Consider the following 12,688-nt stretch of genomic DNA (forward strand, 5'->3'; position numbering starts at 1 on the left):
CGGACGACGAAATGGCCTGTCGCGCGCCAGTCACGTGATACCGGTCCACCGCGCCGGACGGCTCAACCACCGGTCAGGGTCTCCAGCAGATCCTTCGCGCTCTCGCAGCGGTCAAAGAGCGCACCGACGTGCGCGCGGGTGCCGCGCTCCGGCTCCATCATCGGCACCCGCACCAGCGACTCCCGGCCCACGTCGAAGATGACCGAGTCCCAGCTCGCCGCGACCACCTCGGAGGCGAACTGGGCGAGGCAGCGACCCCGGAAGTAGGCCCGGGTGTCCTCCGGCGGCTCGGTCATCGCGACCTGGGCCGCCTCCGCCGGCAGCAGTGTCCTCATCGCGCCCCGCGACACCAGCCGGTGGTAGAGCCCCTTCTCCGGGCGAACATCGGAGTACTGCAGGTCAACCAGTTGTAGCTTGGGTGACCCCCAGCCGAGCTTCTCCCGCTCCCGGTAGCCCTCCAGCAACCGCAGCTTCGCCACCCAGTCGAGCTCGTCGGCGCAGAGGAAGACATCCCGGCCCAGCCGGTCCAGCACGCTCTCCCACCGTTGCAGCACGTCGGCGGTCTGCTCGTCAACGTCGTTGCCGTACCGGTCGTCCACGAACGAGCGCACCCGCTCGTAGTAGGCCCACTGGACGTCCAGCGCGGTGAGTCGCCGCCCGTCCCGCAGCCGCATGAGGTGGCCGAGGGAGGGGTCGTGGCTGACCGCACGGAGCTCGCTGACCGGGTCCGCGATGCCGAGGTCAGGGACGAGCGCCTGCTCTTCGATCATGGTGAGAACCAGCGCGGTCGTGCCGACCTTGAGGTACGTGGAGATCTCCGACAGGTTGGCATCGCCAATGATGACGTGCAGCCGGCGGTACTTGTCAGCATCGGCGTGCGGCTCGTCCCGAGTGTTGATGATGGGCCGCTTGAGCGTCGTCTCCAGCCCCACCTCAACCTCGAAGAAGTCGGCGCGCTGGGAGATCTGGAAGCCGTTCTGCCCACCATCCTGGCCGAGGCCGACCCGCCCGGCCCCCGCGACGATCTGCCGGGTGACAAAGAACGGTGTCAGAAACGTGACGATGTCGGCGAAGGGCGTCTGCCGCCGCATGAGGTAGTTCTCGTGTGCGCCGTAACTGGCGCCCTTGTTGTCGGTGTTGTTCTTGTACAGGTGAATAGGGTGGCTGCCGGGGATGGTGGCGGCGCGGCGGGCCGCCTCGGCCATCACCTGCTCCCCCGCCTTGTCCCAGCGCACCAGGTCCCACGGGGTGGTCACCTCCGGAGTGGAGTACTCCGGATGGGCATGGTCCACGTAGAGCCGGGCGCCGTTGGTGAGAATCACGTTGGCCAGACCGAGATCCTCGTCGGCGAGGGCCTCCGCCGGGTCGTACGCGGCGCCGGAATAGGTGAAGCCACGGGCGTCGCGCAGCGGCGACTCCTCCTCGTAGTCCCAGCGAGCGCGCCCCCCACGATTGAGCTCGGGACGCGCCCCGTAGGCGTTGACCACCTGCGAGGAGGTGACCATCGGATTGGCCCCGGCCTGACTGGGCACGGAGATGCCGTACTCGACCTCGGTGCCCATGATCCGTCTAACGCTCATCAACCTACCCGCTTCACTCGCCCCGACCGATCCCTTCGTCGAGAGTAGTCGGCACCGCACCCGATCGTGATGCGGCGGTGCGGAGCAACCACCCAGCGAAGGTCACGAGCCCGGGTCCTAACCTGACCCGGGCTCGTGACCACCGTCGTCAGAGATACTGGCCGGTGTTACTGGCGGTTTCGATGGACCGGCCCGCATCGGCGCCCTTGCCGCCGGAGACGAGCGTACGGATGTAGACGATCCGCTCGCCCTTCTTTCCGGAGATGCGCGCCCAGTCGTCGGGGTTGGTGGTGTTGGGGAGGTCCTCGTTCTCCCGGAACTCATCGACGCAGGCGTCGAGGAGGTGTTGCAACCGCAGGCCCTTGCGGGCGGAGGTGAGGAACTCCTTGATGGCCATCTTCTTGCCCCGGTCCACGATGTTCTGGATCATCGCACCGGAGTTGAAGTCCTTGAAGTAGAGGACATCCTTGTCGCCGTTGGCATAGGTGACCTCGAGGAAACGGTTCTCCTCGGTCTCCGAGTACATCCGCAGGACGACCGCGTCGATCATCGCCGCCACGGTGGCCTGTGGATCGCTGCCGTGCTCGGCCAGGTCGTCCGGGTGCAGGGGCAGGCCGGGGAGGATGTATTTGGAGAAGATGTCCTTTGCCGCCTCGGCATCCGGCCGCTCGATCTTAATCTTGACGTCGAGCCGCCCCGGCCGCAGGATCGCCGGATCGATCATGTCCTCCCGGTTGGAGGCGCCGATGACGATGACGTTCTCCAGGCCCTCCACCCCATCGATCTCGCTGAGCAGCTGCGGGACGATGGTGTTCTCCACATCCGACGAGACACCGGAGCCCCGGGTGCGGAACACGGAGTCCATCTCGTCAAAGAAGACGATGACCGGTGTGCCCTCGCCGGCCTTCTCCCGGGCCCGCTGGAAGACCAGCCGGATGTGCCGCTCGGTCTCGCCGACGTACTTGTTGAGCAGCTCTGGGCCCTTGATGTTGAGGAAGTAGCTGGTGTGCTTCTCCTCGCCGCGCCGCTCGGCGATCTTCTTGGCCAGCGAGTTCGCCACCGCCTTGGCGATCAGGGTCTTCCCGCAGCCCGGCGGCCCGTAGAGCAGAATGCCCTTCGGTGGCCGGAGCTGATGCTCCCGGAACAGGTCAGCGTGCAGGAACGGCAGCTCCACCGCGTCGCGAATCTGCTCGATCTGCGCGTGGAGACCGCCGATGTCGGTGTAGTCGACGTCCGGCACCTCCTCCAGGACCAGCTCCTCGACCTCGCTCTTCGGAATCCGCTCGTAGGCGTAGGCCGAGCGAGGCTCGATCATGAGGGAGTCACCCGCCCGAATCGGGGCGTCGATCAGCGTCTCCGCGAGGTGCACGACGCGCTCCTCGTCGGAGTGGGAAACCACGAGGGCACGGTCGCCGGGAGCGCCGTCGGGCCCGGCGAGCACCTCCTTGAGCATGACCACCTCACCGGCCCGCTCATAACCGAACGCGTCAACGATGTTGAGCGCATCGTTGAGCAGGACCTCCTGCCCCCGGCGCAGTTCGGCGACCTCCAGGGACGGTGAGACGGCTACCCGGAGTTTGCGGCCACCGGTGAACACGTCCACCGTGCCATCGTCGTGTCGCGCCAGGAAGACCCCGTAGCCGCTCGGCGGCTGGGCGAGCCGGTCGATCTCCTCCTTGAGCGTCACGATCTGCGCTCGCGCCTCCTTGAGAGTGCTCACGAGCCGCTCATTGTTCTCGGTCAGCCGCGCCAGTTGAGCCTGGGCGGCCGCCAGCCGCTCTTCGAGCTGCCGGACCTGTCGGGGGCTTTCGGTCAACTTGCGCCGCACCAGAGCGAGTTCCTCTTGCAGGAACGCGACCTGCGTGGAGAGATCGTGGGCCTCCTTCTCCCACCGTGCGGCGCGCGAGTCCGCGTCGTCGCTGCGTGCCACGTCCCACCTCCCCGGGGGGCTTGAACGTTCTGCCCTAACACTAACCGCTATGAGGCCGATTCGGTCCCATGCAACACCCTCGTCACCGAACCTTGATCGCCCCGGGTGGGCTCGGGAATGCGTCCGATGGTTCGGGTACCGTCAAGGCGTACGACGGACGAACCTGGGGGAACGGTGATCGAGGTCGCGACCGACCAGCTACAGGTCTGGGTGGACCAGGACCTGTGCACGGGCGATGGGCTCTGCGTCCAGTACGCACCAGAGGTCTTCGAGTTCGACATCGACGGACTCGCCTACGTCAAAGGGCCGGACGGCGAACTGGTACAGGCCCCGGGCGGCCGGGTGGCGGTGCCGGAACACCTCCGCCTTGAGGTGATCGACTCGGCGAAGGAGTGCCCGGGCGAGTGCATCCACGTGCTCCGCGGCAGCGACGGCACGCCAGTCGCCGGCCCAGGGGCCGAAGAGTGACGGCCGAGGCTGAGGACTGGCCGCCGCTGCCCGCGAGCGGTCAGCCCTCAGCCGAGTGATCAGTACTCAGCCCAGTGGCCGACCGACGGCCGAGGCGACCAACCGGGCGAACTCCTCAAGGCGGGTGATCTGCCCGGCGCCGCCGTCGTCGAGGGTCTTACCGAAGCGCAACGCGTCATGCCGGAGCGAACCGCCCCCCTCCTCACCCGACGGCGCCTCGTCCAGCGACCTCAACAGCAGGTAGACATCGATGCCGTCCACCCGCACGGTGCCCCTGTCGGTGCGGGTGAGCCGCCGCCGACACCCCACCTCGGTGACCGAGGAGATCGGCACCACCCGCAGCGAGGAGGTCATCGAGCCAGGTGGGCCCTCTCCGGGCGGGATGTCCTCGCCGTGCCAGAGGACCAGGCGGCTGCCGTCACAGATGACCACCTCCTGCCAGACTCCGTTGACCTCGTTGACGAACCGTTCCAGGGTGAAGCCGAGCACGGAGGCGCCGCGAAGCACACCGCCGAGCGCCTCCAAGGCCACATCCGGGTCGCGCAGGTAGGCGCGCGCCGCGGACTCGAGGTCCCGATACGGCGACCAGTCCGGAAACACCGCTGGCACGTCGCCGCCGCCTAGGCCCGGCCGTTTCATTCCGTCTCCCCCCACCACCGGTCCACGCCGGTCGGCCGCTGTCGCGTCATTCCCCGCTGTCCTGCTCGACCCTCATGACCGTCATCCCTCCTCCACCGCGCCGGCCTGGGCAGCCGGCGCCTCCCGCAGCGCCGCCCGGCGCTGCGCGTATGCCTCCATACCCTTGCTGGGCTTGCGACGGCGGGGAGGGGCGGTGACCCCCGGCGCGAGCTTACGCGCAGACACCAGGAACGCGGTGTGCGCGATCATGCGGTGGTCGGGGCGAACGGCCAGTCCCTCCGCGTGCCAGTCCCGGACCAGTGACTCCCAGGCCCGCGGCTCCGTCCAGCCGCCCCGCTCCCGCAGCGCCTCCACCAGCTCGGAAAGCTGCGGGGTGGTGGCGACGTACCCAATCAGCACCCCACCGGGCAGCAGGGCCCGCTCGACCATGTCGAGCTGCTCCCAGGGCGTGAGCATGTCCAGGATGATCCGGTCGAAGCCGGTCTCCGGATTCGCCGCCACGTCCCCGACCTGCAGCCGCCAGGCCGGGTGCGGGCCGCCGAAGAACGCCTCGACGTTACGGCGGGCGATCTGGGCGAAGTCGTCACGCACCTCCCATGAGCGCAGCTCTCCGGTGGGGCCGACAGCACGCAGTAGGGAACAGCTCAGCGCACCGGACCCGGCCCCCGCCTCCAGCACCCGCGCGCCGGGGAAGACATCGCCCATCGCAACGATCTGGGCCGAGTCCTTCGGGTAGATCACCTGGGCGCCGCGCGGCATCGACAGGACGTAGTCGGCGAGCAGCGGGCGCAGGGCCAGAAACGCCGTACCGCCGCCGGCGGTGCTGACGACGCTGCCGTCGGGCTGACCGATCAGGGCGTCGTGGTGCAGGATGCCGCGGTGGGTGTGGAACTCCTTGCCCGGCTCCAGGGTGAGGGTGTGCATTCGCCCCTTCGGGTCGGTCAACTGCACCCGGTCACCGGGTTGGAACGGCCCCCGGCGCGCTGGAGGCGGCGCGGGGACGTGTTGGTCGGGTGCGTCGGAGGGCGGTGCGGTCACGTGTTCATCTCCGGTGGGGTTCGAGCAGCTGGGCAAGATCCGCGAGGTGCAGGATGCCGACGACATCTTCGCCTGAGGTCACCACGTACTGTGCGCCCGGGTGGCGCCGCACGGTCTCCAGCACCTGCTCGCCATCGAGGCCGACCGGCACGGTCGGCACCTCGGCCAGCGGCCGAGCCACCGCGTCCACCGGCAACCACGGCCGGCGGTTGACCGCGACCGCCGCGGCGGCAGCCGGGTTGACCAGGGCGTGTGAGCAGCCCGCGGAGTCGGTGACCAACAGCGCGGCCGGCGGGCTGGCTCCGGCGGCGCGCCGCTGCGCCTCGGCGAGCGGGGTGCCGGTCGGAACGGCGCAGACCGGACGGGCCAGCCGGGGAAGATCGATCAGCGAAAGTCGGCGGGTGATCCGGGCCAGCCGAATGGACTGCCCGGCGCCCCGCCAGAGGGTTACCGCGACCAGCAGCATCAGCGGCATCGCGAGCAGCACCGGCGGCGTCGGCGGACGGGTCAGGGCCAGCACGACGGCGGACCCGCCCGTACCGAGGGCGACCACCCGACCGACCCAGCCCGCCACCTCGGTGGCCCGGTGTCGGTCCCGGGTGACGGCCCAGACGGCGGCCCGCAGCGCGCGCCCGCCGTCGAGCGGCAGCCCGGGCAGCACGTTGAATACCGCGACCACGACGTTGCTCACCGCGAGCTGGAAGGCGAGCTGGTGCGCCAGGGTGCGCTCGGGGAGCGCCAGGGTGACGGTGACCGCCGCCGCACCGAGTACCGCGGAGACCGCCGGCCCGGCGAGGGATATCAGCAGATCAGCCCGGGGGGTCGGGGCATCTCGGTCCATCTCGGTGTAGCCACCGAGCAGCTCCAGGGTGATGCCCCGCACCCCGATCCCGAATCGGCGGGCGGTGAGGGCATGACCGAGCTCGTGCAGCAGCACCGACCCGAGCAGGGAGATGACGAAGCCGAGGCCGATCAGGTAGCCACCGGCCGGAGAGAGGGCGAGCTCCCGACGGGCGAACTCGGCGTACAGCACGGTGACGGCCAGGGTGAGCAGCAGCATCGACCAGTCGAGGTGCAGCGGCACCCCGATCACCCGGCCGACGGTCACCCCGGCCGGTCGATGCGGGGCTTGCCTCCTGGAGTCCACTGACCCGATGCTACGCGGGAGCGGATCATGCCCTGCAGACGGCGCGGGCCGCGCTGTCACCCCGGTGCCCTACCCTTCCGGTCATGACAGCGGATCCGGTGACAGCCCAGCAGCTCTCGCCCGCGGCGGAGGTACCGGCCACGGTACGGGCCTCGCTGTCCCCCTCGCGGGCGGCCGACTTCAAGACCTGCCCGTTGCTCTACCGGTTCCGCAGCATCGACCGACTGCCCGAGCAGCCTACCGTGGAGCAGGCCCGGGGCACTCTGGTCCACGCCGTACTGGAGCGCCTGTTCGACCTCTCCCCCGCTGACCGCACCCCGAGGGCCGCCAGCGACCTGGTGGCTCCGCAGTGGGACCGGCTGGTCACCGAGCAGCCGGAGCTGGCCGCCCTGTTCACCGACGACGCCGAGGCCCGGTCAACGTTCCTACGCTCGGCCGCGGGGCTGCTCGAGGGCTACTTCGCGGTGGAGGATCCACGCCGCCTGGAGCCGGCCGAGCGGGAAAGCCTGATCTCCGCGGTGGTGGACGAGGAGCTGCTGATCCGGGGCTATCTGGACCGGTTGGACGTGGCGCCGGACGGCGCGCTGCGGGTGGTTGACTACAAGACCGGCGGTGCACCGCGGGAGGCGTTCGAGTCGCGGGCGCTGTTCCAGCTCAAGTTCTACGCCCTGGTGTTGTGGCGTACCCGCGGCGTGGTGCCGCGGGTACTGCGGCTGCTCTACCTGAAAGATGCCGAGGCCTGCGACTACACCCCGGACACTGACGAATTGGTGCGATTCGAGCGCACGGTGGTGGCGCTCTGGCGAGCGATCGAGGCCGCCACCGCCGCCAAGGACTTCCGCCCGCGGCCAAGCCGGCTCTGTGACTGGTGCAGCCACCAGCGGCTGTGTCCGAGTTTCGGGGGCACGCCGCCGCCGTTCCCGGTCGGCCCGAATCCGGCCGACTCGCTCCGTGACTCGCGATCCCAGCCGATGCCGCCGGGCACCGACGAGTGAGTGGACACCGGGTGCAGGCGGTGGTGCTGGCGTACGAGTCTGGGCTGGCCCGGCCCGGGAGCTGACTGCCCGCCCTTCGCCAGGGGTTGTGCCGCTCACCTACTGTGACCAACAACGAACAGTGGGGTTGACCATCACCGATCGTCGGCGTGCAGGGTCGATCCCAGGGCCGTCGGGAAACCGGCTCGACCGAGCGGGCGCTCAGGGGCAACCCTGAGTGATGATCAGGGACACCCGTAGCACCAAACTCCGCCACGGCTCCACCCCAAGTCGGAGGGATGTGAGCTGGGGAAGATCCATGATGGGACTGTCGCGCTGGGCCGAGGGGGACGGCGCGGACCAAACGACGAGAAGGAGAAGACGTGACCGCGACGGTAGGCCGTCAGGCGCAGGCCGCGGCCCGCGCGAGCGAGGTGTGGAAGGTGTACGGCACTGGGGAGGCGCAGGTGATCGCGCTTCGCGGGGTCACCTGTGAGTTCGAGCAGAGCCGATTCACGGCGATCATGGGTCCATCCGGGTCGGGCAAGTCAACGTTGATGCACTGCCTCGCCGGGCTGGACTCCGTGACCCGGGGCACGGTCTCGATCGGCGAGACCACGGTCACCGGCTTGGGGGACGCCGGTCTGACCAAGCTGCGTCGTGACCAGGTCGGTTTCATCTTCCAACAGTTCAACCTGCTGCCGACGTTGACCGCGAAGGAAAACATCCTGCTACCGCTGTCGATCGCCGGGCGCAAGCCGGACCCGGCCTGGTTCGACACCGTGATCGAGACCGTCGGCCTGCGGGACCGGCTGGGTCACCGGCCGGCGCAGCTCTCCGGTGGGCAGCAGCAGCGGGTCGCCTGCGCCCGGGCCCTGGTCAGCCGCCCACAGGTGATCTTCGCGGACGAGCCGACCGGCAACCTCGACTCACGGGCCGGCGCGGAGGTGCTGAAGTTCCTCCGCAGATCGGTGCGGGAGCACGGGCAGACCATTGTCATGGTCACCCATGACCCGACCGCCGCCGCCTATGCCGACCGGGTGGTCTTCCTCGCCGACGGACAGATCGTCTCTGAGCTGATCGAGCCGACGGCGGAGACGGTGCTGGACACGATGAAGAAGCTCGACACTCAGGTCGAGGTGGGCGACTGATGTTCCGGGCGACCCTCAAGAGCCTGCTGGCGCGAAAGCTCCGGCTGATCCTATCCGGGTTGGCGGTGGTGCTCGGCGTCATGTTCGTCTCGGGCGCGTTCGTGCTCACCGACACCCTCGGCCGCTCCTTCGACGCCGTCTTCGCCGACGCGTACGAAGGGGTGGACGTCAACGTCTCCGCGAGGCCGAAGGAGGGGCTGAGCGACTTCGAGAGAGAGCCGGTGCCGGCCGAGACGGTGGAACGGATCCGGGGCGTCGACGGAGTGGCCGAGGCCACCGGCATCGTGGCCGCCGACGGCGCGCGCCTGATCGGCAGCAATGGCAAGGTGGTCACCTCCTTCGGGCCACCCCAGCTCGGTGAGAACTGGGTGGGCGTGAGCGACCTCGTACAGCTACGCGAGGGCCGGGAGCCGCAGGCGGACGACGAGATCGTCGTCAACGCTGGTCTGGCCAAGGCCGGCCGGGTCGCGGTCGGCGACCGGGTGGGCGTGCTCACGCTCGAGCCGAAGCAGGAGTTCACCATCGTCGGGATCTTCGGCTTCAGCGGAGGCCGCGACTCCCTCGGCGGCACCAACGAGATCATGTTCACCACTCCGGTGGCGCAGCAGCTGATGCTCGGCCAACGCGACGCCTTCACCAATGTCACGGTCACCGCCGCCGACGGCGTCGCCGACGATCGGCTGCGCAACGACATCGCCGCCGCGCTCGGGGCCGACTTCGAGGTGAAGACAGGTGCAGAGCTCTCTGCGGATGCCTCGGCGACGCTGAAGGACGGGTTGTCCTTCTTCAACCGAATCCTGCTCGGCTTCGCCGCGGTGGCGCTGCTGGTGGGGACGTTCCTGATCCTCAACACATTCTCGATCATCGTGGCGCAGCGCACCCGGGAGTTGGCGCTGATGCGCGCCGTCGGGGCGGGCCGCCGCCAGATCATCGGCTCGGTGGTGCTGGAGGCGGTGGCGGTCGGCCTACTCGCCTCCGTGCTCGGCCTCGGCGCCGGCGTCGGCATCGGCGCGCTGCTGGCGTACCTGTTCGGCAACCTCTCCGGCGGGCTCGACCTGGCAGGGATCGCCGTACCCCCGGCGGCGGTCATCGCGGCGTTCGGGGTCGGCCTGATCATCACGGTGGTGGCGGCGCTGCTGCCCGCGCTGCGGGCGTCCCGGATCCCGCCGATCGCGGCGATGCAGGATGTCGCGACGCCGGACCGGCCGCTGACCAAGGTCACGGTGGCGGGCGCAGCGGTGACCTCGACCGGTGCCACGCTGCTCTTCCTGGGCCTCGGCGGACACGCCGGTGGCGACACTCTGATCACCATCCTCGGCGGCGTGCTCCTCGCCTTCATCGGGGTGGCGCTCCTGACCCCGCTGATCAGCCGGCCGGTGGTCGGTCTACTCGGCGGGATCTTCTCCTGGTGGATGCCGGGCAAGTTGGGCCGGCTCAACTCCGGACGAAACCCACGCCGTACGGCGATCACGGCGGCCGCGCTGATGGTCGGCATCGCCCTGGTCACCGGGGTTACCGTCATCCTGGATTCCACCAAGAGCAGCATCAGCGGCCTGGCCCAGGACAAGATCAAGGCCGAGTTGGTGATCGGCGGCTCGCAGACCGGGCCCCGACCGCCGACCTTCGACCCCGCGGTGCTGGAGAAGACCGCGGCGCTGCCCGGGGTGGCGCTGGTCGGCGGAGCATACGGCGATTCGGCCCAGGTCGGCGACGAGCGCACCTGGGTGGGCGCCAACAGCGACGTGTCGACGCTGACGCAGATCTTCGGCGCGCGGGCCACCGCCGGGGACATCAGTCGACTCGGGCAAGATCAGATGCTGGTCAGCTCTGATGTGGCGGCCTCGCGCGGACTCTCCGTCGGCTCCACCGTGCCGGTACAGCTGGCCCGCGCCGAGGCGAAGACCTACACGGTCAGCGGGATCTACGAAGCCGCTGAGCTCCTCGATCCGATCACTTTGCCGGTCACCGCGGCGCAGGGCTTCACCATCCCCCAGCCGATAGCGGGCTTCATCCAGCTCACGCCCGGCACCCAGGCCGCTGACGTGCTGCCGCGGGTGGAGACGCTCCTGGCGGACAGCCCGGAGGTGACGGTGGCCGACCGTGAAGCGTTCATCGAGCAGCAGACCAAGCCGCTCGACGACCTGTTGCGAATGATCCAGATCCTGCTGCTGTTGGCCATCGTGATCGCGGTGCTCGGCATCATCAACACCCTGGCCCTGTCGGTGCTCGAACGCACCCGAGAGCTCGGGCTACTCCGCGCGGTCGGCCTTGGTCGGGCGCAGACCATGGGCATGATCACTGTAGAGGCGGTGGTGATCTCGGTGTTCGGTGCGCTGCTCGGCATTGCCGTCGGCTCCGGCCTCGGCGCGGCCGTCGTCGAGGCGCTACGCGACGAGGGAATCACCGACCTGGTGTTGCCCTGGGCGGACATGGGGACGATGGTCGGCCTCGGCGCACTCGTCGGCGTCCTCGCCGCGGTGATTCCCGCGGTCCGCGCCGCCCGCATCGATGTTCTGGGTGCCATCGCCCACGACTGAGCCCGCTCGCGGAAGGGCCCCGTAGCACCGGGGCCCTTCCGCGCACTGACGACGTGTCACCGGAACGACTGAGCGCTGCCGACCGCCGAAGGCCGTGTCAGGCGAGCGGTTCCCCGAGCAGCGCCGCAAGTAGCTCCAGGTCGGCCGCGGCCAGGCTCGCCAGCTGGTGCACGTCGGCGCAGGGCTCCACCGGCACCTCCGCCGGTACCGCGAGGACCGCCGCACCCGCGGCGAGGGCACTTGCCACACCGGTCGGGGAGTCCTCGATCGCCACGCACCGTCCGATCGGCACACCGAGCACCCGGGCGGCGGTCAGGTAGGGCATCGGGTGTGGTTTGGCCGCATCCACCTCGTCCCCGCACACCACCACGTCGAAGCTGTCCCGCCCCAGGGTGTCGAGGGCAACCTCCACCAACGCCCGAGCGCTGGATGTGACCAGGGCCGTCGGGATCTGCGCGGCACGGACGGCGCGCAGCAGGGTCAGCGCGCCCGGCTGCCACTGCAGCCCGCAGCGGAACAGCTCCAGGATCCGCGCGTTGATCCACGCCGCACTAGCCTGCAGGTCGCGCTCCGGCTGGCCCAGGTCGTCATGCAGGAGCTGCATCGCGGCCGCCATGCTCGTGCCGATCATGGCCTGCCGGGCGTTCTCGGAGAGCACGCCGCCGTAGGCGATTGCCAGCTCGCGCAGCGCGGTGTCCCACAGCTTCTCGCTGTCCACCAGGGTGCCGTCCATGTCGAAGAGAACAGCGGCAGGATGTTGGGCGCTCAGCGTGGGCCTCCTCACCTCGGGGTAAACCATAGATGTTGTCAGCCGCCGCCCCCGCCCGGCACCGATCCTGCTTCCCTGTGACATTCGCCGCTGGCTGGTACCCGATTCGGCTGCGGCCGGCGAGACGTCACCTGCCCGGCGGCCGGGCAACCGGGGTTCGCGCCACCACCGGTGGTGTGTTCAGAGGACGTCTGATTCACGTATTTTGTGTGTGTTGTGGTTGTAGTGGTTCTCGCCAGGTTGGGGTGGTTTCGGCGGTGAGGCGTTTGGCGAGGTTGTCGATCATGGCGAGGGTGATCATGCTGGCGGAGTTGTCGGGTCGTGCTTCGTAGTCGCGGACGAGTCGGCGGTGGTGCATGAGCCAGCCGATGGTGCGTTCGACGACCCATCGCCGTTTGACCACGCTGAAGCCTTTGGCTTGGGGGTTTTTGGTGACGGTCTCGACGTCGACGCCG

General features: G+C 69.4%; 10 protein-coding genes and 1 pseudogene. 4 read left to right on the top strand and 7 right to left on the bottom strand.

Annotated features, from left to right (window positions below):
- Nucleotides 1-62: 62 nt before the first annotated feature.
- Together dop and arc are read right to left on the bottom strand one after the other, a co-directional pair.
- Nucleotides 63-1,580 (bottom strand): depupylase/deamidase Dop, encoded by a 1,518-nt coding sequence (dop, locus tag SALPAC6_RS0124485; RefSeq protein WP_033666580.1) that lies wholly within the window; start codon nucleotides 1,578-1,580, stop codon nucleotides 63-65.
- Between the two features lie 148 nt (nucleotides 1,581-1,728).
- Nucleotides 1,729-3,510 (bottom strand): proteasome ATPase, encoded by a 1,782-nt coding sequence (arc, locus tag SALPAC6_RS0124490; protein ID WP_018255943.1) that lies wholly within the window; start codon nucleotides 3,508-3,510, stop codon nucleotides 1,729-1,731.
- A 174-nt stretch (nucleotides 3,511-3,684) separates the two neighbouring features.
- Here arc and SALPAC6_RS0124495 point away from each other — a divergent pair, with 174 nt between their 5' ends.
- Nucleotides 3,685-3,978: a ferredoxin gene (locus tag SALPAC6_RS0124495; protein ID WP_018255944.1), complete on the top strand. Its 294-nt coding sequence runs from the start codon at nucleotides 3,685-3,687 to the stop codon at nucleotides 3,976-3,978.
- Nucleotides 3,979-4,044: 66 nt separating this feature from the next.
- Here the strand turns inward: SALPAC6_RS0124495 and SALPAC6_RS0124500 are convergent, their stop codons facing one another.
- From SALPAC6_RS0124500 to SALPAC6_RS0124510, 3 genes are all read right to left on the bottom strand, one after another.
- Complete coding sequence (locus SALPAC6_RS0124500; RefSeq protein ID WP_018255945.1) at nucleotides 4,045-4,617, bottom strand: hypothetical protein; 573 nt, start codon at nucleotides 4,615-4,617, stop codon at nucleotides 4,045-4,047.
- Between the two features lie 81 nt (nucleotides 4,618-4,698).
- Nucleotides 4,699-5,655: a tRNA (adenine-N1)-methyltransferase gene (locus SALPAC6_RS0124505; RefSeq protein WP_026190044.1), complete on the bottom strand. Its 957-nt coding sequence runs from the start codon at nucleotides 5,653-5,655 to the stop codon at nucleotides 4,699-4,701.
- A gap of 4 nt (nucleotides 5,656-5,659) precedes the next feature.
- Nucleotides 5,660-6,802, bottom strand: a complete 1,143-nt coding sequence (locus tag SALPAC6_RS0124510) for a site-2 protease family protein (RefSeq protein ID WP_223874282.1) — start codon at nucleotides 6,800-6,802, stop codon at nucleotides 5,660-5,662.
- An 83-nt stretch (nucleotides 6,803-6,885) separates the two neighbouring features.
- Between SALPAC6_RS0124510 and SALPAC6_RS0124515 the strand changes: the two genes are divergently transcribed.
- From SALPAC6_RS0124515 to SALPAC6_RS0124525, 3 genes are all read left to right on the top strand, one after another.
- Nucleotides 6,886-7,797 (top strand): RecB family exonuclease, encoded by a 912-nt coding sequence (locus tag SALPAC6_RS0124515; RefSeq protein ID WP_018255948.1) that lies wholly within the window; start codon nucleotides 6,886-6,888, stop codon nucleotides 7,795-7,797.
- A gap of 362 nt (nucleotides 7,798-8,159) precedes the next feature.
- Nucleotides 8,160-8,927: an ABC transporter ATP-binding protein gene (locus tag SALPAC6_RS0124520; RefSeq protein WP_018255949.1), complete on the top strand. Its 768-nt coding sequence runs from the start codon at nucleotides 8,160-8,162 to the stop codon at nucleotides 8,925-8,927.
- The gene (locus tag SALPAC6_RS0124525; protein WP_018255950.1) at nucleotides 8,927-11,464 is read left to right on the top strand and encodes an ABC transporter permease; all 2,538 of its coding nucleotides are present in this window, start codon (nucleotides 8,927-8,929) and stop codon (nucleotides 11,462-11,464) included. Before SALPAC6_RS0124520 ends, SALPAC6_RS0124525 begins: the two co-directional genes overlap by 1 nt.
- A 97-nt stretch (nucleotides 11,465-11,561) precedes the next feature.
- Here SALPAC6_RS0124525 and SALPAC6_RS0124530 read toward each other — a convergent pair whose 3' ends face one another.
- The gene (locus tag SALPAC6_RS0124530; protein WP_033666577.1) at nucleotides 11,562-12,263 is read right to left on the bottom strand and encodes an HAD family hydrolase; all 702 of its coding nucleotides are present in this window, start codon (nucleotides 12,261-12,263) and stop codon (nucleotides 11,562-11,564) included.
- Between the two features lie 166 nt (nucleotides 12,264-12,429).
- Nucleotides 12,430-12,688: pseudogene (locus tag SALPAC6_RS26760) on the bottom strand (IS5 family transposase); the annotation flags it as partial.

The organism is Salinispora mooreana (assembly GCF_000379065.1).
GTDB lineage: Bacteria > Actinomycetota > Actinomycetes > Mycobacteriales > Micromonosporaceae > Micromonospora > Micromonospora mooreana.